At 60.6% G+C, this 22,843-nt stretch carries 22 protein-coding genes; 8 read left to right on the top strand and 14 right to left on the bottom strand.

Annotation, left to right across the window (positions count from 1 at the left end):
- Nucleotides 1–88: 88 nt before the first annotated feature.
- From PH552_RS16635 to pcaD, 10 genes are all read right to left on the bottom strand, one after another.
- The gene (locus PH552_RS16635) at nt 89–805 is read right to left on the bottom strand and encodes an ABC transporter ATP-binding protein (RefSeq protein WP_112342439.1); all 717 of its coding nucleotides are present in this window, start codon (nt 803–805) and stop codon (nt 89–91) included.
- Nucleotides 786–1,550 carry an ABC transporter ATP-binding protein gene (locus tag PH552_RS16630; RefSeq protein WP_112342440.1) on the bottom strand — a complete coding sequence of 255 codons (765 nt, stop codon included), beginning with the start codon at nt 1,548–1,550 and terminating at the stop codon, nt 786–788. The genes PH552_RS16635 and PH552_RS16630 overlap by 20 nt, the downstream gene beginning before the upstream one ends.
- Nucleotides 1,547–2,551 (bottom strand): branched-chain amino acid ABC transporter permease, encoded by a 1,005-nt coding sequence (locus PH552_RS16625; RefSeq protein ID WP_112342441.1) that lies wholly within the window; start codon nt 2,549–2,551, stop codon nt 1,547–1,549. The genes PH552_RS16630 and PH552_RS16625 overlap by 4 nt, the downstream gene beginning before the upstream one ends.
- A gap of 1 nt (nt 2,552) precedes the next feature.
- Nucleotides 2,553–3,416 carry a branched-chain amino acid ABC transporter permease gene (locus PH552_RS16620; RefSeq protein WP_112342442.1) on the bottom strand — a complete coding sequence of 288 codons (864 nt, stop codon included), beginning with the start codon at nt 3,414–3,416 and terminating at the stop codon, nt 2,553–2,555.
- An 87-nt stretch (nt 3,417–3,503) separates the two neighbouring features.
- On the bottom strand, nt 3,504–4,676 hold the full coding sequence (locus tag PH552_RS16615; RefSeq protein ID WP_112342443.1) for an ABC transporter substrate-binding protein: 1,173 nt from the start codon (nt 4,674–4,676) through the stop codon (nt 3,504–3,506).
- Between the two features lie 146 nt (nt 4,677–4,822).
- A complete protein-coding gene (locus PH552_RS16610; protein ID WP_112342444.1) occupies nt 4,823–5,875 on the bottom strand; it encodes a 3-carboxy-cis,cis-muconate cycloisomerase in 1,053 nt (350 codons plus the stop codon).
- 3 nt (nt 5,876–5,878) lie between these two features.
- Nucleotides 5,879–6,490 carry a protocatechuate 3,4-dioxygenase subunit alpha gene (pcaG, locus tag PH552_RS16605; protein WP_181592353.1) on the bottom strand — a complete coding sequence of 204 codons (612 nt, stop codon included), beginning with the start codon at nt 6,488–6,490 and terminating at the stop codon, nt 5,879–5,881.
- Between the two features lie 2 nt (nt 6,491–6,492).
- Nucleotides 6,493–7,242, bottom strand: coding sequence for a protocatechuate 3,4-dioxygenase subunit beta (pcaH, locus tag PH552_RS16600; protein WP_112342446.1), 750 nt, complete (start codon nt 7,240–7,242; stop codon nt 6,493–6,495).
- 12 nt (nt 7,243–7,254) lie between these two features.
- A complete protein-coding gene (gene pcaC, locus PH552_RS16595; RefSeq protein WP_095437121.1) occupies nt 7,255–7,659 on the bottom strand; it encodes a 4-carboxymuconolactone decarboxylase in 405 nt (134 codons plus the stop codon).
- The gene (gene pcaD / locus PH552_RS16590; RefSeq protein ID WP_112342447.1) at nt 7,659–8,465 is read right to left on the bottom strand and encodes a 3-oxoadipate enol-lactonase; all 807 of its coding nucleotides are present in this window, start codon (nt 8,463–8,465) and stop codon (nt 7,659–7,661) included. Before pcaD ends, pcaC begins: the two co-directional genes overlap by 1 nt.
- Nucleotides 8,466–8,559: 94 nt before the next feature.
- Here pcaD and pcaQ point away from each other — a divergent pair, with 94 nt between their 5' ends.
- The gene (pcaQ, locus tag PH552_RS16585; RefSeq protein WP_112342448.1) at nt 8,560–9,486 is read left to right on the top strand and encodes a pca operon transcription factor PcaQ; all 927 of its coding nucleotides are present in this window, start codon (nt 8,560–8,562) and stop codon (nt 9,484–9,486) included.
- 7 nt (nt 9,487–9,493) lie between these two features.
- Here the strand turns inward: pcaQ and pobA are convergent, their stop codons facing one another.
- Nucleotides 9,494–10,666: a 4-hydroxybenzoate 3-monooxygenase gene (gene pobA / locus PH552_RS16580; RefSeq protein ID WP_112342449.1), complete on the bottom strand. Its 1,173-nt coding sequence runs from the start codon at nt 10,664–10,666 to the stop codon at nt 9,494–9,496.
- 113 nt (nt 10,667–10,779) lie between these two features.
- Between pobA and PH552_RS16575 the strand changes: the two genes are divergently transcribed.
- On the top strand, nt 10,780–11,667 hold the full coding sequence (locus PH552_RS16575) for a helix-turn-helix domain-containing protein (RefSeq protein ID WP_112342450.1): 888 nt from the start codon (nt 10,780–10,782) through the stop codon (nt 11,665–11,667).
- Nucleotides 11,668–11,670: 3 nt separating this feature from the next.
- Here the strand turns inward: PH552_RS16575 and PH552_RS16570 are convergent, their stop codons facing one another.
- Entirely contained in the window at nt 11,671–12,426 is a 756-nt protein-coding gene (locus PH552_RS16570; RefSeq protein ID WP_112342451.1) for an IclR family transcriptional regulator, read from the bottom strand.
- Between the two features lie 152 nt (nt 12,427–12,578).
- Between PH552_RS16570 and PH552_RS16565 the strand changes: the two genes are divergently transcribed.
- From PH552_RS16565 to PH552_RS16545, 5 genes are all read left to right on the top strand, one after another.
- Nucleotides 12,579–13,286 carry a 3-oxoacid CoA-transferase subunit A gene (locus PH552_RS16565; protein WP_112342452.1) on the top strand — a complete coding sequence of 236 codons (708 nt, stop codon included), beginning with the start codon at nt 12,579–12,581 and terminating at the stop codon, nt 13,284–13,286.
- Nucleotides 13,283–13,972, top strand: a complete 690-nt coding sequence (locus PH552_RS16560) for a CoA transferase subunit B (RefSeq protein ID WP_112342453.1) — start codon at nt 13,283–13,285, stop codon at nt 13,970–13,972. Before PH552_RS16565 ends, PH552_RS16560 begins: the two co-directional genes overlap by 4 nt.
- 112 nt (nt 13,973–14,084) lie before the next feature.
- A complete protein-coding gene (gene pcaF, locus PH552_RS16555) occupies nt 14,085–15,290 on the top strand; it encodes a 3-oxoadipyl-CoA thiolase (RefSeq protein WP_112342454.1) in 1,206 nt (401 codons plus the stop codon).
- A gap of 147 nt (nt 15,291–15,437) precedes the next feature.
- Complete coding sequence (locus PH552_RS16550) at nt 15,438–17,765, top strand: cation:proton antiporter domain-containing protein (RefSeq protein WP_112342455.1); 2,328 nt, start codon at nt 15,438–15,440, stop codon at nt 17,763–17,765.
- A 135-nt stretch (nt 17,766–17,900) separates the two neighbouring features.
- On the top strand, nt 17,901–19,103 hold the full coding sequence (locus tag PH552_RS16545; protein WP_112342510.1) for an MFS transporter: 1,203 nt from the start codon (nt 17,901–17,903) through the stop codon (nt 19,101–19,103).
- Between the two features lie 41 nt (nt 19,104–19,144).
- Here the strand turns inward: PH552_RS16545 and PH552_RS16540 are convergent, their stop codons facing one another.
- Both PH552_RS16540 and PH552_RS16535 read right to left on the bottom strand, forming a co-directional pair.
- Nucleotides 19,145–19,528, bottom strand: coding sequence for an ester cyclase (locus PH552_RS16540; RefSeq protein WP_112342456.1), 384 nt, complete (start codon nt 19,526–19,528; stop codon nt 19,145–19,147).
- A gap of 44 nt (nt 19,529–19,572) precedes the next feature.
- Nucleotides 19,573–21,513: a putative bifunctional diguanylate cyclase/phosphodiesterase gene (locus tag PH552_RS16535; protein WP_245430358.1), complete on the bottom strand. Its 1,941-nt coding sequence runs from the start codon at nt 21,511–21,513 to the stop codon at nt 19,573–19,575.
- Nucleotides 21,514–21,769: 256 nt separating this feature from the next.
- Here PH552_RS16535 and PH552_RS16530 point away from each other — a divergent pair, with 256 nt between their 5' ends.
- The gene (locus tag PH552_RS16530; protein WP_112342458.1) at nt 21,770–22,801 is read left to right on the top strand and encodes a class I SAM-dependent methyltransferase; all 1,032 of its coding nucleotides are present in this window, start codon (nt 21,770–21,772) and stop codon (nt 22,799–22,801) included.
- Nucleotides 22,802–22,843 lie beyond the last annotated feature (42 nt).

The following is a 22,843-nucleotide window of genomic DNA, read 5'->3' as shown; positions in this document are numbered from 1 at the left end:
CAGCCGCCGCAACGGCAGGCGGCTGGTGGGAGCATGGCGTTTCATTATAAGGCCGCGCTCCATTGGAGCACAGTCGGAAGTGGATGCGCTAATGCAATCCACCGACGCCGAGCAGACGCTCGACTGCGCCATGATCCGCAGCCAGCCCCTCGGGCGTCCCCTTCCAGGCAAGTCGGCCACGCTCCAGAATGATAACATCGCTGGCAAAATCCAGTGCGCTCTGGATGCGCTGCTCCACCAGCAGGATCGTCATGTCGCCCGACTTGGCGAGCTTGGCGAAGGCCGCCATCAACTCCTCGCAGATGACGGGCGCCAGCCCCTCCAGCGGCTCATCGAGAAGCAGGACGGAGGGGCGGCCGAGGATGCTGCGGGCCGTCGACAGCATCTGCTGCTCACCGCCCGAAAGCTGGCCGCCTAAATTCCTGCGACGCTCCTGCAGGCGCGGAAACATGTCATAGGCTTCCTGCAAGGCGCTCTTCGGCCGTCCCTTCAGCCCAACGGAGAGATTTTCCTCCACCGTCAGCGTCGGAAAGACGTCACGCGTCTGCGGCACATAGCCGAGGCCCTGATGGGCGCGTCTGGCACTTGGCAGCCCGGCAATATCGGCCGAGCCCAGCCGGATGCGGCCGTCATAACGCCGGGTCTGGCCGGCAAGGGTCGCCAGCAGCGTGCTCTTGCCCATGCCGTTGCGGCCGAGCACGGCAAGCCGGCCGCCGGCCGGCACGGAAAAGGAAACACCTTCCAGCACCCGTGTCGGACCATAGCCGGCCGACAGGTTTTCGACTTCAAGCGGCGTGGCCGGCATTGGCATAGCTCCCAAGATAGGCTTCGCGCACCCGCGCATCCTGCGTCACGTCTTTCGGCGATCCGTCAAATATGATCGTGCCGGCCGCGAGCACCACGACGCGCTTGGCGAAGCGGAAGACGAGGTCCATGTCATGCTCGATCATCAGCACGGCGAGATCGGCGGGCAGATCGGCCAGCGCCTGCTCGATGCGGCCGGTATCGCTCTGCGGCACGCCGGCGGCAGGCTCATCCAGCAGCAGCACCTTCGGCTTCAGGGCCATGGCGACGGCAATTTCCAGAAGCCGCTGCTGGCCGTAGGCAATCTCGCTGACCTTGCGATGCGCGAGTGCCACAAGCCCGAGCGTGCCGAGTAACTCCTCCGTCTCGGCCATGACATCGCGCATGGAAAGGAAATTACCGAACATGCGACCGGAGCGCCCTGTCCGCTGCAGCACCGCCATGCCGACATGCTCGGCCGGCGTCATATCCTGAAACAGCCTGGTCACCTGGAACGAACGCACCAGCCCGCGCCTCACCCGGCCGATGGCCTCGATCTTATTGACGTTCTGGCCGGCGATGCGCACCTCACCGGAATCCGCCTGCAGATTACCCGTGACGAGATTGACGAAGCTGGTCTTGCCGGCGCCATTCGGCCCGATCAAGGCGACGCGATCTCCCGGCGCCATGGATAGGCTGACATTGTTGGTCACCGTCAGCCCGCCGAACGCCTTCTTGAGATTGCTGACTTCGAAAATAGCGCTCATGCCTGCGCCTCCCTGCGGCGAGCCACATAAGCGGCGGCGGTGCCATAGATGCCCTTCGGCGCGAAAAGAACGACGAGGATCAGCAGTGCGCCGACGATCGTCAGCCAGTGGAATGGATTGGCGGCGGAGACGTAATCCTCGAACAGCATGAAGATCAGCGTGCCGACGAGCGCACCGAACAGCGAACCGGTACCGCCGAGCACGAGCATGACCAGCGCCTCGGCCGATTGCGTGAAAGACAGACTGTCAAGGCCGACGACCTGCGTCGAGATCGCATTCAGTGCGCCGCCAATGCCGGCAACGGCACCGGAAATCATATACATCTTGATCAGCGCCACTTTTGGCGATGCCCCCATGGCGCGGATGCGTAAAGGATCCTGGCGGATACCGCGGCAGAGCATGCCGAAGGGCGAACGCACGAGAAAGCGCAAAAGCACGAGCACGATCAGCAGCAGCGCAACGCCATAGAAGTAGGCCGTATGCCCGTAAAGATCGAATTCGAAAACACCGAACAGCGGATCTGCTGAAATGCCCGACAATCCGTCGCTGCCGCCCGTCCAGCCCGATGCCTTGTTGGCGAATTCGTGGAAGAGATAGACCAGCGCGATCGACAGTACGAGTTGCGGCAGGCCATTAGCTCTCAAAATGACGATGGAGCAGATCAACCCGGCAACCGCGCCGCCGGCGATTCCGGCAAGCGTCATCAGCAAGGGATCGTTGATGCCGTAATGGGCCGATGCAATGCCCGCTGCATAAGCTCCCGCACCGAACAGTGCTGCGTGGCCGAGCGTCGCCACGCCGCAATAGCCGGTGACGAGATCGAGCGAGAGGACGAGAAGCGCGATCGCGATCAGCCGCGTCAGGAGGGCGAGATTATCCGGAAACAGCAGGTAGCCGGCAGCGGCTGTGACGACGATGACCGCAATCGCGATCAAATCCTGCCCAAATGTGCGATGTCTGGTCACGGTCGGCGCCGCCTCTCTTTCAAGGGTCAAAGCCATGTTACTTCATTCTCCCGGCAAAGCCGCGCGGGAAGACGCAGACGATGGCAATGACGGCCAGATAGAAGAAGAATTCCCCATATTCCGGCATGAGGTAACGGCCTGTTGTATCGATGCAGCCAAGGATGAGGCATGCAAGCAGCGCGCCGGAAATCGAGCCGGCTCCGCCGACGGAGACGACAACCAAGAAGGTCACCATGTAGCGCAGAGCATAATAGGGCTCGACCGGCAGGAGTTCGGCACCGACCACGCCGCCGAAAGCGGCAAGCCCGACGGCAATCGCGAAGCTGACTGCATAGACGATTTCCGTCCTGACGCCGAGAGCGGCCGCCATCGCGGCATTATCGACGGAAGCGCGCAGCTTCACGCCGAAGGAGGTTTTCTCGATCGTATACCACAAGGCCAGGGCGACGATGAGGCCGCAGACGATCGCGAAGATACGATGGGTGCCGATGGTGCGGAAGCCGAGATCGACGGAGCCCTGCAGGCTGCCCGGCAAGGGGATGGTCTTTAGAGTGGGGCCGAAGACGTAATTGGCAATGCCGATGATGCAGAAGGTGATGCCGATCGTCATCAGAACTTGCGTCAACTCAGGCGCACCATAAATGCGCCGATAAAGCAGCCGTTCGATCGGGATGGAGATGATGACCGTGCCCACCACAGCCAGCAATACGGCCGCACCGTAGCCAAGCCCCAGATCGCGCGCCGCGTAGGAAGCGATGTAGCCGCCGATCATGGCAAAGGCGCCGTGGGCAAGATTGACGACGCGCATCAGCCCCATGGTGACGGAAAGGCCGATGGAGATGACGAACAGCACCATGCCGTAAGCGAGGGCATCGACTGCTATGCTGAGCACGGTTTGCATTGATATCGCTGGTCCGGTTTGTTGTTGCGCGACCGCCGTCATCCCCTGAACAGAATCTTCCGATCAGGGGATCAGGTACTGGAGCGCTTACTTCGCGGCGGCAAGGCCGGGATCGCCCTGCTTCTCGAAGGTCTGGATTTCCTTGTTGTAGTATTTGCCGTCATCGCCCTTGGCGACTTCTCGCAGATAGATGTTCTGCGTGATATGCCGGCTTTCCGGATCGATGGTGACGGGGCCGCGCGGGCTGACCCAGGACAGGCCTTTCACGGCATCGACGGCCTTCTGCGCATCCTGCTTGCCGCCGGTCGCCTCGATCATCTTGTAGATGACATGCATGCCATCGAAGGCGCCCACGGCGGGGAAGGTCAGCTCGGCCGGATTGCCGATCGCCTTGTCGGCAGCGGCGACGAAGGCTTTGTTTTCGGGCGAGTCATGCGAAATCGCATAGTGGAAGGTCGTCTGCATGCCGAGCGCGGCATCGCCAAGCGCCGGCAAATCGGATTCCTGCGTCAGGTCGCCCGGCGCAAAGAGCTTGATGCCGGCAGACTTCAGGCCATTCTCGTTATAGGCCTTGACGAAACCGAGCGTCGTAGGACCGGAGGGCAGGAACGCGAAAACCCCTTGCGCGCCGGAATCCTTGATGCGCTGCATGATCGGGCTGAAGTCGTTGGTCGAAAGCGGCATGCGGATCGCCTGCACCACTTCGCCGCCCTGCTTTTTGAAGCCAGCCTTGAAGGCGTTTTCGGCATCGACGCCCGGACCATAATCGCTGACGACGGAGATGACCTTCTTCACGCCGGCATCATAGGCAACCTTGGCGATCGGCGTCGAGGTCTGCCAGGTGGTGAAGGATGTGCGCACGACGAGCGGGCTCTTGGTGACGATGGCCGAGGTCGCCGCATTGAAGATCACCATCGGCACATTGGCCTGCTTGAGGATCGGCGTCACGGCCATCGCATCCGGGGTAAAGTAGAAGCCGGCGAGATACTGGACCTTCTCCTTGACGACGAGCTCCTGGGCGAGCGACTTCGATTGGGCGGGATCGGCCGCGGGCAAATCGCGGTAGATCACCTCCACCTCATCATTGCCGACCTTCTTGCCGTTGACGGCCATATAGGCGTCGATGCCGGCCTTGAAATTCTTGCCCTGCAGCGCGAACGGGCCGGAAAACGGACCGATGACACCAACCTTGATGGTATCGGCATAGGCAGCACCGCCAAGAGCAACGGCCGCAATGGCGGCCAAGACAAACCGTTTCATTTTCTCTCCTCCCGGCAGCCGTCTTTTTGAGCTGCCCTTGATCATTCAAATTCTGATCATCACCAATTTCTCATGGGAAATGGTGATGTAAAATGAAATAAAACCTTGCTTCCATACCAATTCAGTTATGAATGGCGACGAATATCCTACTCGGCTGTCGTTCCCAAGCGCTTGATCGAACCGACCAGTTGCAACGCGTGGCGCAACGAAGCTGCCGTTGCCACCACCATAGGCGGCAATAGCAGCCATTCCAATGTCCAGGCGGCGCCAGAGCGCTCCTGCTCGTGCACGAGTGATTGATGAATGCCCGAAAGCTGGACGGAATTGAAACGGGCAAGCGTGACCAGCGTTTCGGCAGCGACCGGGTTTTGCTTGTGCGGCATGGCCGAGGAACCGCCGCCGCCGGCAAGCTCGATCTCGTCGCCCGCCTGTGCCAGAAGTGCTACGTCCTGGCCGATCTTGCCGAGGCTGCCTGATATCATGGAGAATAGCCCCGCCAGTTCGGCAATGCGCCCCCTCTGGCTCTGCCATTGCGGCTCGTCCGTGAGGCCGAGCGCTTGTGCCAGCGAACTCCTGACTTCCGCCGCATTCGGCCCGAATTTTTCCAACGTACCGGCGGCCCCGCCGAATTGCAGCGGAAAAGTCTCCTGCGTCAGCCGGTCGCGATACTGATCGAGCGGATGGCGCCATGCCCGCAGCCGATCGGACACGGTGATCGCGATCGCAGCCTGCATCCGGGTGTGCCCCATGAGCCTGTTCGATCCAAAGCGCTCATCCAGTTTGGCGAGCGCGGAGGATACGGCAAAGAGACGGTTGCTTAGGATGAAAACCGCCGCCTTCAGCCGCAGCATCAGGCTGGTGTCGATGACATCCTGGCTGGTGGCACCGAAATGGACATGTTTGCCGGCATCCTCTCCGACCGCCTTGCGCAGCTGCCGAACAAGATCCGGCACGACGACGCCATCCGATGCCGTTGCCGTCTTCAGCCTTTGTAGATCGGGTTCGAAATCCGCGCAGACCTTAGCGACATGCGCAGCCATCTCCTGCGGGATCAACCCATGCCGCGCCTCGACCTCGGCAAGCGCCGCTTCGAAAGAGAGCATGGCGCGAATATCTGATTTGGCCGAGAAATAGGCCGCAATCTCCTCGTCCCCGAGAAGGCCAGACAGGAATGGATGGTCGAAGGGAGAAACGCTCATGGTCTATATATCGAGGAAAACCGTTTCCTTGTCGCCCTGCAAATGGACATCAAAGGTGTAGACGGAACCTTCCTTGTGAGCGATCAGCGTTGCCAAGCGCTCCTTGTGTTCGATGCGGGCAAGCAATGGATCTTCCGCGTTGGCGGCAGCTTCCTCCGGAAAATACATGCGCGTGTGCAGGCCGATGTTGATGCCGCGGGCGACGATCCAGACGGTGATGTGCGGCGCCATCTTGCGGCCGTCCTTGAAGGGAACGCGGCCGGGCTTGATGGTCTCGAAACGGAAAACGCCGTCGGTCGAGCTGGTCGGACAACGCCCCCAGCCGGTAAAGTTCGGATCGGCCGTGCCACGCAACTCCGAGGGGCTGTTATAAAGCCCGGCGCTGTCGGCCTGCCAGATCTCGAGGACGGCATCCTTGACCGGCGCTCCCGCGCCGTCGAGAACCCTGCCCGTCACGGTGATACGCTCGCCGAGCGTCTTGTCGTTGACCATGACGGAGCCGAGATCGGTTTCGTAGACGCCGCTAATCTCGCTGTAATTCGGCGTCAGGCCGATATGGACGTAAGGCCCTGCCGTCTGCGACGGCGTTTCCTTGAGGTAGCCGAGATCCTGTATCATCAATTGCCCTCCAGCCGGTTTTCGAACAGGGTCGAACGGCGACCGCGCAGCACGATATCGAATTTATAGGCGCGGGCATCCATCGGGATCGTGTTGCCCCAGTCGAGCGGCGCAATCAGCTGCTCGATCGCCTGTTTGTCGGGGATCGTGCCGACGATCGGACATTTCCAGATCATCGGATCGCCCTCGAAATACATCTGCGTGATCAGCCGCTGCGCAAAGCCATGGCCGAAGACGGAGAAGTGGATATGGGCCGGACGCCAGTCATTGACGCCGTTCGGCCAGGGATAGGCGCCGGGGCGGATGGTGCGGAAGGCATAGCGTCCTTCATCATCGGTGATGGCGCGGCCGCAGCCACCGAAATTCGGATCGATGGCCGCGAGATAGGTTTCCTTCTTGTGGCGGTAACGGCCGCCGGCATTGGCCTGCCAGAATTCGAGCAGGACGCCCGGCACCGGCCGGCCGCGCTCATCGAGCACGCGACCATGAACAATGATCCGCTCACCGATAGCGCTCTCGCCCGGCTTGGCAAAATTATGGATCAGGTCGTTATCGAGCTCATTCAATATGGAATGGCCGAAGACCGGTCCGGTAATTTCGGAGATGGTGCCGTCGAGCGACAGCAGCGCGCGCTGCGGCGAGCGCAGCACGGACGTCTTATATCCCGGCGCAAAGGCTGGCGGATGCCAGGCGCGGTCTCTCGCGAAAAAGGCGCCCGTTTCGGGCTTGCTGTTGCTTCTATCGGACATGTCTGCCTCGCTTCATGCCGCCTGTTCGGCGTCCATCTGTTCGAAAACCTGCTTGGCGATCTTGATCGCGTGGTTTGCGGCCGGCACACCGGCATAGATCGCCACATGCAGAAGAGCCTCGCAGATATCGTCGCGCGTCGCGCCGGTGTTGCGCGTGGCGCGCACATGCATGGCCACCTCGTCATCCTGACCAAGGGCTGCCAGCAGCGCGATCGTCACGATGGAGCGCTCGCGCCGGCTGAGCGTCGGGCGCGACCAGACATGCCCCCAGGCTGCCTCGGTGATCAGTTCCTGGAAAGGCTGGTCGAAATCGGTCACAGCCTGTTGGGCGCGATCGACATGGCCATCGCCGAGCACAGCGCGGCGTGTCGCCATGCCCTGCAGATAGCGCTCGGACGGCGCGGTGGGATCATTCATCAGGCTTGTTCTCCACGCAGGACGACGTCGATGAAGGCACGGATGACTTCGGTCAACGCCTCGGGTTGTTCGACGCAGGGGATGTGGCCGGCGTCCTTGATCACTTCATAGCGTGCATTCGGAATGAGCTTTGCCGTCGACAGCACCAGCTCGGGCGGCGTCGAACCGTCCTGATCACCGACGATGCAGATGGTGGGCACGGAGATCTTGGCGGCCGCCTCGGTCAGATCGGCATCGCGAAGCGCCTCGCAGGTAGCCGCGTAGCCCGCAACCGGCTGGCGGATCAGCATGTTGCAATAGCCGGCATAGGCGAGGTTTTCCGGCCGGCGGAAGGCGGGCGTGAACCAGCGCTCCATGATGGAATCGACGATGGATTCGATACCATCAGCCTCGACCTTGGCGATGCGGGCATTCCAGCTCTCGGCCGTGCCGATCTTGTGCGCGGTGTCGCAGAGGATCAACGCCCGCACCAGATCCGGCCGCCGCTGATAGAGCGACTGCGCGATCAGCCCGCCGACCGACAGGCCGCAGATAATGGCATTCTTGACCGAGAGGAAATCGAGCAGGCCGGCAAGGTCGGTGGCGTGATCCTCGATGGAATAGGGCATCTGACCGAGATCCGAGAGACCATGGCCGCGCTTGTCGTAAAGCACGATGGCGAAATCGCCGGCCAGACGCACGATCACATCCCGCCAGATCCGGAAATCGGTGCCGAGCGAATTGGCAAAGACAAGAACCGGCTTGTCGGCGGGGCCGCCAATGATCTGATAATGGATCGTGACGTCGTTGATGCGGGCAAACTGCACTGGAAATCTCCTCGACCGCGAGATTGGATGTATAATCTGGTTAGGTAAAATGATATTTCTTTGCTCTACAATAACTCCGGGGTTATGAGTGAGCATGCTCGACGCACGCATCAAATTCCGCCATCTGCAGACCTTTGTCGAGGTTGCGCGCCAGAAAAGCGTGATCAAGGCGGCTGGCCTGCTGAATATCAGCCAGCCGGCGGTGACGAAGACCATCCGCGAGCTGGAAGAAGCGCTTGGTGTCGCCGTCTTCGAGCGCGACGGGCGCGGCATCCGCATCACCCGCTATGGCGAAGTCTTTCTCCGCCATGCCGGTGCCGCGTTGACAGCACTCCGACAAGGGCTGGATTCCGTCTCGCAGGAGCGCTCCGGCGAAGCGCCGCCGATCCGGGTAGGCGCGCTGCCGACAGTTTCCACGCGGATCATGCCGCGGGCAATGGACCTGTTCCTCAAGGAGGAGACCTGGAGCCGCATCAAGATCGTGACAGGCGAAAACGCGGTCCTTCTTGAGCAGTTGCGAGTCGGCGATCTCGATCTCGTCGTCGGCCGATTGGCAAGCCCCGACAAAATGACCGGCTTTTCCTTCGAGCACCTCTACTCCGAACAGGTCGTCTTCGCCGTCAGGGCCGGCCATCCGCTCCTATCGGGCAGGCAGTCGCTGTTTTCGGATCTCAATCGCTATACGGTCCTGCTGCCGACGCGCGGCTCGATCATCCGACCCTTCGTCGAGAGCTTCCTGATCGCCAACGGCGCCGGCGGATTGCCCAACCAGATCGAGACCGTGTCCGACTCCTTCGGCCGCGCTTTCGTGCGCTCGAACGACGCTATCTGGATCATCTCAGCCGGCGTCGTTGCCGGCGATGTCGAGGACGGATTATTGGCACTTCTGCCGATCGATACCACCGAGACGAAGGGACCGGTGGGCTTGACCATGCGCACCGACGCCATCCCCACCCTTCCCTTGTCGATCCTGATGCAGACGATCCGGGAAGCAGCAAGCGAGGTCGCCAAGAAGCTCTGATGCTCGCCTAAAACGGCAGGCCGACATAATTCTCGGCGAGCGCGGTCGAAGCGGCACGGGAATGGGTGAGATAGTCGAGCTCGGCTTCCTGGATCTTCTGGTCGAAATCGTTTGTATCGGGAAAGCGATGCATCATCGTCGTCATCCACCAGGAAAAGCGCACCGCCTTCCAGACCCGTGCAAGCGCGCGGGCGGAATAGGCCTCCAGTCCGGCATTCGAGCGGTCCTGATAATGCTCGGAGAGACCCGAAAACAGGTAATGCACGTCGCTCGCCGCCAGATTGAGCCCCTTGGCGCCGGTCGGCGGCACGATATGGGCGGCATCGCCGACAAGGAAGAGGCGACCGAAACGCATCGGTTCAGCCACGAAGGAGCGCAGCGGCGCAATCGATTTCTCGAAGGACGGCGCCGTCACCAGAGCCTCGGCATGGTGGGCCGGCAGCCGACGGCGCAGCTCCTCCCAGAAGCGATTGTCGCTCCAGTCCTCGACCTTCTCGTCGAGCGGACACTGAATGTAATAGCGGCTGCGCGTCATCGACCGCATCGAGCATAGTGCGAATCCGCGCGGATGATTGGCATAGATCAGCTCGTGATTGACGGGGGCCACTTCCGCCAGCACACCGAGCCAGCCGAAGGGATAGACTTTCTCGAAACTGCGGATCGCCTTTTCCGGAACCGATTTGCGGCTGACACCATGGAAGCCGTCGCAGCCGGCAATGAAATCGCAATCGATACGGTGCGAAATGCCATCCTTTTCGAAAGTCAGATAGGGCGTATCGCCATCGAAGTCGTGTGGCTGGACATTGGCAGCGCTGTAGATGATTGGAGCACCGCTTTCCTCGCGGCGGGCCATCAGATCGCGGGTCATCTCGGTCTGTCCGTAGATGACAACCCGTTTGCCGCCGGTGAGACCATGAAGGTCGATACGATGATCGCGACCGTCGAAGGCAAGCGAGAAGCCATCATGCGGCAAGCCCTCGGCATGCAGGCGTGCGCTCGCCTTCGCCTCGTCCAGCAACCGGACGGTGCCTTCCTCAAGAACGCCGGCGCGGACTCGGCCGAGAATATAATCCTTGCCGACCCGGTCGAGAATGACATTGTCGATGCCGGCCTCCGTCAGCAACTGGCCGAGCAGCAGCCCGGACGGCCCCGAACCGATAATGGCGACTTGAGTGCGCATCGTCTCCTCCCATGCGTATTTCTTGCCTCAAGTCTCTTCGGCGCGAGGCAAGTCCGCAATGGACATTTCGGTCATGAAATTGCACAAATCGAACATGGCGAGGGAGGAATGCCATGACGAAGAACGTGCCGACCTATGAACTCTATGGCGAAAATACCGGCCGAAAGCCGGATTTCTGGCTGCATTGCGAGACAATTCCCTCCCGCAGCAGCCTGCATCACTGGGAAATCCGCCTGCACCGGCATGAGAACTTTTTCCAGATCTTGTACATAGATGCCGGATCCGGTGATGCCATCTTTGACGGAATTCCCCATGCCATAACGCCGCCCGCCGTCATCACGGTGCCGCCTCGCCTCAATCACGGCTTCCGCTTTTCGCGAGATATAGACGGCTTCGTCATCACGGTGCTGATCTCGCACCTCAAAGCTTCGCCGGGCGATCGCAGCCGGCTGGGCACATGGCTTGCCGATCCGCATCTGACCTTGCTTGACACCCGCGATGAAGACGCAGCCCACGTCGCCAGGACGCTGAGACGGTTGGGGGAAGAATTTGCGAGCCACCGCAACGGCCGCAACGATCTGCTCGATGCCTATCTGACCTCGGCCTTGCTGCTGACGGCGCGCATCGCTCAGAAAGCCGATGATGAATCCAATCCGGGCGACGAAAGCGAGCGCCGCATGGAGATGCTGCAGGGCCTGATCCAGCGCCACTTCCGCTCGCACAAGCCGGCCGCCTTCTATGCCGAGAGCCTCGGCATCTCACCGGCCCATCTCAGTCGTATCGTGCGCAGCCGGACGGGGCATGGTGCGCACGAGTTAATCACGCGCAAGCTGCTGGACGAAGCGAAGCGCGAACTGGTCTTCACCTTCGCGACGGTGCAGGAAATCAGCTATCGCCTCGGCTTTGCCGACCCCGCCTATTTCTCCCGCTTCTTCATGAAGCAGACTGGCCAGACGCCGCGTGCCTGGCGCATCGAGGAGCGGGAGAGGTTGGGAATGTGATGGTTACGGCAGCACCAGCCGCAGCGCCTTCTGCGTTTCCTTCAGCAGTGGCAGAAAGCGCTCCGCCATGTCGGAAGCCGCGACATAGGCAGCCGGTGCGCCGATATTGATTGCCGCCACGGTCTGGCCGCGATCGTTTTCGACCGGCATGGCAATCGAGCAGAGGCCGATTTCCAGCTCCTGGTCGATGACGGCATAGCCCTGCGCCTTCACGCGACGAAACTCCGCCATCAGCTCCTCCGGATCGGTCTTGGTATTCGGCGTGTTCGCCTTGAGATCAGTTCGCCCAAGCACGGAGCGCGCCTCGCTTTCCGGCAGGGCCGCAAGCAGCACACGGCCCATCGAGGCGCAGAAGGCCGGAAGCCGGCTGCCCGGCGTCAGGTTGATCGACATCACCCGGCGCTGCGAGGCGCGGGCGATATAGACGACCTCCGTGCCGTCGAGCACCGAGGCTGACGCATTCTGCCCGGCACGCTCGGCAAGCTGATCGAGATGCGGCTGGATAATGGTCGGCAGCGGCGTTGCGGCCAGATAGGCGTGGCCGAGCCTCAGGATCTTCGGCGTCAGCGTGAAGAATTTGCCGTCATAAGTAGCATAGCCAAGTTCGGAGAGCGTCAGCAGCGAACGGCGCACGGTGGCGCGATTGAGGCTGGTCAGCTTCGATGCTTCGGCGATCGTCAGGCGCTGCCGCGTCTCGCCGAAGGCTTCGATGACTTTCAATCCCTTGGCAAAGCCACTGACGAAATCCGTTTCGCGCATCTTAGATCCTCGATTTTGGCATCATTTTGTGCGTTATATGAACAAATATCAAATAACGCACAAAATGATTGCCGTCCAGCCCGTGCTGATCTATTCGAAAGGAAGAGGACGGGCGCCTTGGTCCGCCCGCATTGGCAAGTGGGAGTTTGCGCATGGATAAGACAATTGCGAGCACGGCGGCTGCCGTCTCCGAGATCGGTGATGGTGCGACCGTCATGATCGGCGGATTTGGCGGCTCCGGCGCGCCGATCGAACTCATTCATGCGCTGATCGACAAGGGCCCGAAGAACCTGACCGTCATCAACAACAATGCCGGCAACGGGCGTATCGGCATCGCTGCAATGATCGATGCCGGCATGGTCAGGAAGATGATCTGCTCCTTCCCGCGTTCATCCGATCCGCGCGCCTTCACGGACCGCTATCTGGCGGGCGAAATCGAGCTGGAGCTAGTGCCTCAGGGGACGCTTGCCGAACGCATCCGCGCCGGCGGCGCCGGCATTCCAGCCTTTTATACCCCAACCGCCTATGGCACCGAACTCGCCAACGGCAAGGTCATCGCCGAATTCGATGGCCGCCATTATGTTCAGGAGCGCTGGCTCAAGGCCGATTTCGCCATTGTCAAAGCCCATGTCGGCGATGTGCAGGGCAATCTCATCTACAACAAGGCCGGCCGCAATTTTAATCCGCTGATGTGCATGGCCGCGGCCAAGACGATCGCACAGGTCTCGAAAATCGTTGCCGCCGGCGAGCTCGATCCCGAGCACATCGTTACCCCCGGCATTTTCGTCAACGGCGTCGTTGAAGTCGCCGATCCGCAGCAGGAAGAAAATCTCATTCGAGCCGGAGTGGCTTACGTATGACCATCGACACACGCGAAGACATCAAGCTCTCCAACGCGCAGATCGCCTGGCGCGCGGCTCAGGATATCGAAGACGGCGCCTATGTGAACCTCGGCATCGGCTTTCCGGAAATGGTCGCCCGCTACCAGCCTCCGGGCCGTCAGGCGATCTTCCACACCGAAAACGGCATACTGAATTTCGGCGAGCCGCCGGCGGAAGGCGAGGAAGATTGGGACCTGATCAACGCCGGCAAGAAGGCCGTCACGCTGAAGCCGGGTGCCTCCTTCTTCCACCACGCCGATAGCTTCGCCATGGTGCGCGGCGGCCATCTGGATGTCGCGATCCTTGGCGCCTATCAAGTGGCGCAGAACGGCGATCTCGCCAATTGGCGCGTCGGCTCAAAAGGCGTGCCTGCCGTCGGCGGCGCCATGGATCTGGTTCATGGCGCCAAGCAGGTCTTCGTCATCACCGAACATGTGACGAAGGACGGCAAGCCGAAACTGGTGGAGGCCTGCACGTTCCCGCTGACGGGCGTCGGCTGCATCACCCGCATCTATACGAGCCATGCGGTCATCGACATTGCCAAGGAAGGTTTCGTCGTGCGCGAAAAACTCGCCGCAATGACGATGGATGAACTGCAGGCGATGACCGGCGCGCCGCTTCATACCGATCGCCCCGTCGCCGACCTCATCGTGCCGAAGCTCTAAAGCGCGTTGCTATCTTTCAGATTTGCGCGCAATGCTTTAAGCTTATAATATTTCGTATGCCGTTGTCGCAAATCCGCTGCCCGTTTTTGCGCGCCGCCGCAGGGAGAAGACCATGACCGAAGCCTTCATTTGTGACTTTATCCGCACCCCGATCGGCCGCTTCGGCGGATCGCTTTCTTCCGTCCGCGCCGACGATCTCGGCGCCGTGCCGCTGAAGGCGCTGATCGAGCGCAATGGCTTGGTCGACTGGGAAGCCGTCGACGATGTGATCTATGGCTGCGCCAATCAGGCGGGCGAGGACAATCGCAACGTCGCGCGCATGGCAGGCCTGCTGGCCGGCCTGCCAATTTCGGTGTCGGGCACGACGATCAACCGCCTTTGCGGTTCAGGCATGGATGCCGTTATTACTGCCGCCCGCGCCATCCGCGCCGGCGAGGCTGACATCATGATCGCCGGCGGCGTCGAAAGCATGTCGCGCGCCCCCTTCGTCATTCCCAAGGCCGAAAGCGCCTTTTCGCGCAATGCCGAGATCTACGACACCACCATCGGCTGGCGCTTCATCAACCCTGTCATGAAGAAGCAGTATGGCGTGGATTCCATGCCGGAAACCGGCGAGAATGTCGCCGAAGACTATAGGGTCAGCCGCGAAGACCAGGACGCCTTTGCCGTTCGCTCGCAGGCAAAGGCTGCGGCAGCGCAGGAGAACGGCCGGCTTGCCAGGGAGATCACCTCGGTGACGATCCCGCAGCGCAAGGGCGATCAGGTCGTCGTCGGCAAGGACGAGCATCCGCGCGCCACCACGATGGAAGCACTCGCCAAGCTTGGCACGCCCTTCAAGAAGGAAGGCGGCACGGTGACGGCCGGCAATGCTTCCGGCGTCAATGATGGCGCTGCCGCGCTGATCATTGCTTCAGAGGCAGCTGCCAGGAAATACGGCCTGACGCCGATTGCCCGCATCCTCGGCGGCGCGGCCGCCGGTGTTCCCCCGCGCATCATGGGGATCGGCCCGGTTCCCGCCTCACGCAAGCTCATGACGCGCCTCGGCATGCGCCAGGAACAATTCGACGTCATCGAATTGAACGAAGCCTTCGCTTCGCAGGGGCTTGCCGTGCTGCGCGAACTCGGCATCGCCGATGACGACGCGCGCGTCAACCGCAACGGCGGCGCCATCGCGCTTGGCCATCCGCTTGGCATGTCCGGCGCCCGCATCACCGGCACCGCAGCTCTGGAACTGAAGGAAACCGGCGGCCGCTATTCGCTCTCGACCATGTGCATCGGCGTCGGGCAGGGCATTGCCATCGCGCTGGAACGCGTCTGACTTTCCAATCAGTTTTGGTCCGCCGCTCCAAGGGCGGCGGACCGGCTTGCCGTCCCGATGCCGGACAAATCAAGACGGCAATTGCCGATGCCATCTGGAACGGCAAAGGCTCTGGCGCGTTTTCCTGCTGCTCAGTGGGATCGATCCATGCCGTCACGCCAGAGAACCTCGAAAGTATTTCCTTCAAGCGCACTTACCCTTCCCATCGCCCTCATCCTATCGCTGTCGATCGCGCAAATCGCCTTCGCGGCTGATGGGCAAAAGGCCAGCCATGCCTCCGAAGGGCTGTTTCTGGCGCAGATCGTCCTGCTTGTCGTATCGGGCAGGTTGCTTGGCGAATGGATGGTGCGCATCGGCCAGCCGTCGATCATGGGCCAGATCATCGCCGGCATCATTCTCGGCCCCTCCCTTTTCGGCCTGGTGCTTCCGCATGTGCAGGCCAGCATCTTTCCCTCGGATCCAGGCCAGAAAAATATGACCGATGCAATCGGTCAGCTCGGTATCCTCTTCCTTCTGCTGCTGGCTGGCATGGAAACCGATCTCGGCCTGGCAACGCGCCTGCGCAGATCTGCTGCGGGCGTCTCGCTCACCGGCATCGCTATTCCCTTTGCCGCAGGTTTCGTCCTGGGAGAGCTCATCCCAGACGCCTTGCTTCCCGATCCCGGCAAGCGGCTCGTCACATCTCTCTTTCTCGGTACTGCGCTTTCCATCTCTTCGGTGAAGATCGTCGCTTCCGTGGTGCGTGAGATGGATTTCATGCGCCGGAACATCGGCCAGCTGATCGTCGCCTCCGCCATTATCGACGATACGATCGGCTGGGTGATCATCGCCATCACCTTCGGCCTCGCCGAAAAGGGCACGGTCGACCTTTCGACTCTGGCAACCAGCGCGATCGGCACGCTGGCCTTCATGGCCGTCAGCTTTACCATTGGCAGGCGGATCGTCTTCGAAATCATTCGCTGGACCAACGACAATTTTCGCAGCGACCTGCCGGTGCTCAGCGCCATCGTCGCGATCATGGGCACGATGGCGATCATCACCAATCTTATCGGCGTCCATACCGTGCTCGGCGCCTTCGTCGCGGGCATCCTCGTCGGTGAATCGCCGATCCTCACCCGTCAGATCGACGTGCAGCTTCGTGCGCTGACGACGGCGCTGTTCATGCCCGTCTTCTTCGGTCTGACCGGCCTGCAGACCGATCTCACCATGCTCGCCGATCCCTCCATATTGTTGCTGACGGCGGCCGTCGTCGTCATTGCCAGCCTCGGCAAGTTCGGCGGGGCTTTTGCCGCCGCCAAGATCAGCGGCTATTCGGGATCGGAGGCCCTCGCTCTCGGCTGCGGCATGAATGCGAGGGGATCGACGGAAGTGATCGTCGCGACCATAGGCCTGTCCGTCGGCGTTCTGGACGAGAAGCTCTTTTCCGTCATCGTCGCCATGGCCGTCATCACGACGATGGCGATGCCGCCGACGCTGCGCTGGGCGTTGGCACGCCTGCCGCTGCGCGACGAAGAGCGCGATCGGCTCGAGCGCGAGCAATTCGAAAGCGAAAGCTTCCTGGCGAATTTCGAACGCATCCTGCTGACCGTCGACGGCTCGCAAAGCAGCCGCCTTGCAATCTGGATTGCCGCCTTCTTCGCAGTGACGCGCAAGATGCCGGTCACCGTTCTCGACGTGCGCGAACCGAAGGAGGCCGAAAGGGAGCCGGAAATGGCAACTGCCGCGGAACCACCCTCGCAAGCCCGAGCCATTGCCGAGGATCTGCGCCAATGCGCAACCGATCTGTTGTCGTCGGCGCCACCTGACAAGGACATAGGCGCCGAAAGCGATATCCACGTCACGGCTCGGGAAAAGGATGGTGAGCTCGAAACCATGCTCGGCGACATCTCGGACAGCGGCCACGACCTTCTCTTCACCGGCATCGAGCCTTCGATGGGAGAGGACGGCCGCTTCAGTGAGACCCTGCAGGTCATGACCTCGGCCTTCAAGGGAACCTCCGCCATCGTCACTGCGCGCGGGGCGTTACCGGAGCGCCCCCAAGATCTGCGAATCCTGCTCCCCGTCAGCGGTACGGAGCGCTCCGTCAGGGCGGCGGAATTCGGACTTGCCGTTGCCAAGGCGGCAAACGCTCATTGCGCCGTGCTGCTGATCGTCGAACCACGGCAGGCAAGAGCCATTCCGCGCATCAGCGACCGCGGCAGCGATAATTGGGAGGTTATGAAGACGGTCGGCGCGATTGCCGACTACTACGGCGTCAAAATCGAAAAAGTGGTTCAGCAGGGACCTTCGCCTGAGCTTTCGATCCTGCGCCATGCCCGCAGCGGAAAATATAATCTGATCGTGCTCGGCGTGAGCAAGCGGGCAAGCGGCAGCCTTTCCTATGGTGGCGTCGCGGACACTCTCCTGCAGACCGCCGACAGATCATGCATTTTCATCGAAACCGACCTGGCTTCTTCGCAGATAGTTCGCGAATAGCCCGGTCTCGCGATGCCGGGCCTCGAAACCGGGATAGATCAAGGGAATCAATAAAGGGCATCAGCACTATTCATTGTTCGGCCGCTACGCCGTAGGCCATAGTGGCCGGCAGCGCGACTTTTTCAGAGCTCGATGATGTCCGAACTGACCCTTTCGCATAACCATGAAGAAGCCGATATGCGGGAGGGGTGGAAAGTCGTTGCCGCCACCCATGCTCTGACAGCTGTGACGTTCGGAGCCGCCTATTCCTTTTCCGCCACCTTCCCTGGGCTTGCCGCAGAATTTAGTGCCTCTCGCGGCGAGATCGCTTTCGTCTTCTCCATTTCCGCTTTCCTTTTCTACTCCCTGGGGGCGATTGCCGGACCGCTTGCCGATAGATGGTCGCCGCGCAGCCTGGTTCTTCTGGGGTTAGCCGCTATGATCCTTGGCTATATAGGCGCCACTCGTGCCGGCTCTCTCCTATCGCTTTATATCTGGTATGGCTTTGGCATCGGGTTTGGGATCGGCCTGTCTTACGTTCCAGCCCTTGGGGTTGTGCAGTCCTGGTTCATCCGCAAACGAAGTCAGGCCTCGGGCATTGCGACAGCGGGCATTGGCATCGGCACCCTCGTTCTGCCTTTCGCAGTCGGCCAGGCACTTCCGTCCATCGGTTGGCGTGGATGCTTTGTCGCCCTCGCATTCATGCTTGCGGGTTTTGGCGTGCCGGCTGCAATTGTCATGCGCAAAAGGCGCGATAATACCAATCCGACCTCGCCTCAGGCGAACAGCCATGCAAATGCTCTCGCCATCTGGCGCGACAGCAGATTTCGCCTTTTCTATATCATGCTCATCCTGTCGTCCTTCTGCACCTTCATTCCCTATGTGCATATCGTGGCAGCCACCCTGGATATGGGCCTCTCGCTTCAAGATGGGACGGTTCTTGTAAGCCTCATCGGCGTGGGTAACGTCATCGGGCGCTTTTTTCTGGCCGGTCTCGGCGATCGCCTCGGCCGCCGCCGGCTCTTGGCATCGCTGACATTCGCGGTCGCAGCCTCGTTCGCCCTGTGGGCATCGGCAACTGGCATGATCCAGCTGGCATTGTTCGCGTTGACTTTCGGCATGAGCTATGGCGGCTGCGTCGGGCTTTATCCGGCTGTGGCCGCCGATCTGTTTGGGACGCGCCATATCGGCGCTGTCCTCGGATATCTCTATACGGCAGTGGGTATCGCGGCCTTGATTGGCCCAACGGCCACGGGTGTCATTTTCGATCACACCGGCAGCTATTTAGGTCCTATTGCCGTCAGTGGCCTGGCCGCCTTCATCGCCGGTTTCATAGCGTTGCGCCTTGATCATAAGTAGCTCTGCCATCGGCGGCCGTTTCCGAACCTGATCGTCAAGATCTATAGCTGAGCCGCAATGGCAGCCTTGTCGATGATCGACCAGACGCTGCGGATCCGAGCGTCCCGAAACTCGTAGAAGACGTTCTCCGAAAATTGGACCCTCCTGCCGTTCACCGGCATGCCGAACAGCATCCCCTTTGGCGTACAATCGAACTGCAGGCGGCTGGCGACATGCGGCGGCTGGCAAATCAACAGGCTAATGTCGAAACGGAGGTCGGGGATTGCCAGGAAATCGCCCGCGAGCATGTTGCGATAGCCGGATAATCCGACATAGGCGCCGTTGTAGTGAACATCCTCATCGACAAACCTGCCAAGGTTTGGCCAGTCTTGCCGGTTCAAACAGGCGATATAATTTCGGTAGATCTCGGAAAGGTTGACGCTCATGACGCTGCTGCCTTTGCGGTGACGCTGAGGACCAGCACCGGCGCTCAGGCCGATGCCTGCCAGCGTCGGTGTCCCGCACGGCGGACCACGATCGGATGCTTGAGCGGCGGTGCGGGCCTGCCGATATGGTACCCTTGAACGGCATCGATGCCAAAGGATTTGACGAGATCGAGCTGCTCTTCGTTCTCGACCCCTTCGACAAGAATGCGATGCCCGCGATTGCGCACCAGGCCGATGATATCTTCGAGAAGGATCTTGGCGCCGTCGCTGTTTGTCGCGTCGTGAAGAAACGATTTGTCGATCTTCACGGTTTCGAATTCCATCAGGCGAAGCCAAGATAGACCGGCAAAACCCGTGCCGAAATCGTCCAGCCAGAATTTGATACCGAGCCTCTTGAGGTCCTGGACGCTGTCGAGCACGTCGGGGCGTATTTCCATATCGACGCCCTCGGTGATCTCGAACGCAAGCCTGTGCCCGGAAACGCCGGTTTCGGCCAGGATGGCGGCCACCTGTGCCGCAAAGCCCGGCGCACGCAATTGGATCGGGGAGACGTTGACGCTGACCGTTTCGACGACGTCGCGGGATAGCAGCTCGCAGCATGCCCTCCTGATCGCCCAGTAGCCCAATTCGATGATGGCCCCCGTTCGCTCCGCTATCGGAATGAAGATCGCGGGGGAAGAGCTCGAGCCATCGAGCAATTGCAGGCGCATCAGGGCCTCATAGGCGCCGATTTCCCCCGTCTCGAGATATTGGATCGGCTGATAGACCAGAGAGACAAGGTTCTGCTGGATGGCGATCTTCAGTATCGCCGCGATGTTCTCGCTGGCGTCACCACCCGGAAGCTCGTTCGGATCGAATATTCTGGCGCAGTTGCGGCCGCTCGCCTTTGCGGAATAAAGGGCGCGGTCGGCTTCATTGATGACATTTTCCAGCTTGGTGCCGGCTGCATCCCTCGTGACGGTCGCCCCAACGCTGACGGTGACGTGCTGGAAGCCGTCGAGCCGCTGGGCATGAACGATATCCAGCGCCTCGATCCCCTGGCAAATGGCTTCCGCCAACGCCAGTGCGTCCGATCCGCGCTCAAGATCGAGGATGACGATGAACTCTTCGCCGCCGTATCGTCCGACGGTCGCACCCAGAGGCGCCACGATATCCGACAAGGCATTGGCGACCGTGATGAGGCAATGGTCGCCTTCCTGGTGCCCATAATAGTCATTGTATTTTTTGAAGAAATCGACGTCGACCAGCAGGACCGCAAATGCCACGCCATCCTCACGCCAACGCTCCCAGAACTGCTTGAGCCTTATATCGGCCGCCCGGCGGTTTTCCATTCCGGTAAGGGAGTCGGTAATGGACAGGCGCAGAAGCGCCTCGCCGCGTTCCGCCGCCTGGCGCTGCTGCAGTTCGGCTTCCCTGGCATTGAGAAAGACGTTGAAACGCTCCTTGTTCAATTTCCAGTTCACATAGGCGGTGAACACGAAACAACAGAGATAAAAGGTCGTAAAGGCCAGGCAATAGGCCGGGCTGTAATGGAACTCGGCAAGCGATAGCAGAAAGATGGCGAAGATCATCCCCGATGACGCAAGAGCGAGAGCAAATTCGAGGCTGAAGAACAGATTGACGCCCATCATGAAAATGGCGCCGAAGGCGGCGTAATAGGAAAAAGCCTCGGCATTGGCAGTCTGCAGCGTCGGCACGAGCCACACGACATACCCGAAGACCACGGCGCTCGCGCATGTCGTCTCAAGCTCTCCGGCGCGACGCTGGCGCGCAAACTGGATCTCCAGAACAAGGAGCGAGACGCCGCCGATGAAAAAACGCGCCGGAATCGTCACATGGGAGACATCGGGAGTGAATATCAGGTCGGTGATCAGGAAAAGAATATAGACCGGCACCGCAAGCCAAAGGCCGCTGCGTGCCAGGGTACGACGCGCCTCGTTGCCATAGTCCTTGTAGAGCGCACGAAGCTCGGCAGGATTGCTCATCAAGCGAGCCTCTTTCCAGCCAAGACCGCTTCCTCCCGACAATCGACGCATACTCATCATCACCCGAGTTAGCCGAGACTTCATGTCCACCGCTTTACCTTTGCGTCGCTCGACTGAACCAATCACTCGCTTGACCAAGGCGGCTAATTTGATCCGTTTGATAACGACAGCGTTGCCGCAGTGACATTAACAAAACCATAGCGCTCATTTTTTATCTGAGATATGGTTTGCGGAGTGTTCACGGACTCGTTTAAAATTGAAACAATTTCAAACTGCTCTTGATGGCTATAGCCTCGTTACCGCGCAATCCATCTCGAAACATACGAGATCATCGAGTAACAGTCTTACAACCGAGCAAATTAAAGAGGGCGAGGCCGAACTTGCCCTTATTCTCTCTTTGGCACAGCAGGCATTTGAAGCCAGTGCACCGGTTCAGGGCATCATGAAAGCCCTGACGGAGCGCCTGCAGGCGTTGAAGAACAAGGTGACGCCCCGGACCTGGACGCATCTCACCGCCACTGCGCAGACGCATCCAGTTTCGTCCTTCCTGCTTCAGGACCCTCTGACCCGATGGTCCTTCGAAAAGCCGCGCGGCTATAGCGGCGATGCCTATCTGCTGGACTTCATTTATGAACATCCGGCCGTCGCCGAACAGGTGAAGGAAGCCTCGGCGCTGGGCGCCGAAGTTTACGATTTTACCCGGCAAGCCGCGTCCGCCGTTGCCGTGCGGGAGAGGCGTGATCTTCTGGCGGCGCATGTCGATGCGGTGGCCGAAAAGAACGACAAGGCCGAAATCCTGGCGATTGCGGCTGGCCACCTTCGTGAAGCGGAGCGCTCCCAGGCTCTGCAAAGCGGCAGGCTCAAGCGCTGGATCGCGCTCGATCAGGATCCCGTCAGCGTCGGTACCGTGAGTTCGGCCTTCCATGGCAGCTGCATCGAAGCGATCAACGGCTCTGTCCGCACCATTCTCGGGCGCGCGCAGAAGCTTGGCACGTTCGATTTCATCTATGCAGCCGGTCTTTACGATTATCTTGCCGAAAGCGTCGCCGTTCGGCTGACGGAGCGCTGCCTGCAGATGCTGAAGCCAGGTGGCAAGTTCCTTCTCGCGAATTTCGCAAAGGATATCGGCGTCGAAGGCTACATGGAAACCTTCATGAATTGGCCGTTGATCTGGCGAACGAATGAGGATGTGCAGTCGATCATCGACAAGGTCAAGCACCCGGTCACGGATGTTTCGGTCACGCGCGGTGAAAACGGCGGCGTCATATATGCGGTCCTGACCGTGTAACCCGAAGGCATGGCAATTGGCTAAACCGCGTGCGGCTTGGCC

It is taken from the genome of Rhizobium aureum, from assembly GCF_030182495.1.
Taxonomy (GTDB): domain Bacteria; phylum Pseudomonadota; class Alphaproteobacteria; order Rhizobiales; family Rhizobiaceae; genus Rhizobium; species Rhizobium tropici_C.
The sequence above is the reverse complement of the archived record's forward strand: the minus strand, read 5'-3'. Positions and strand labels throughout refer to the sequence as shown.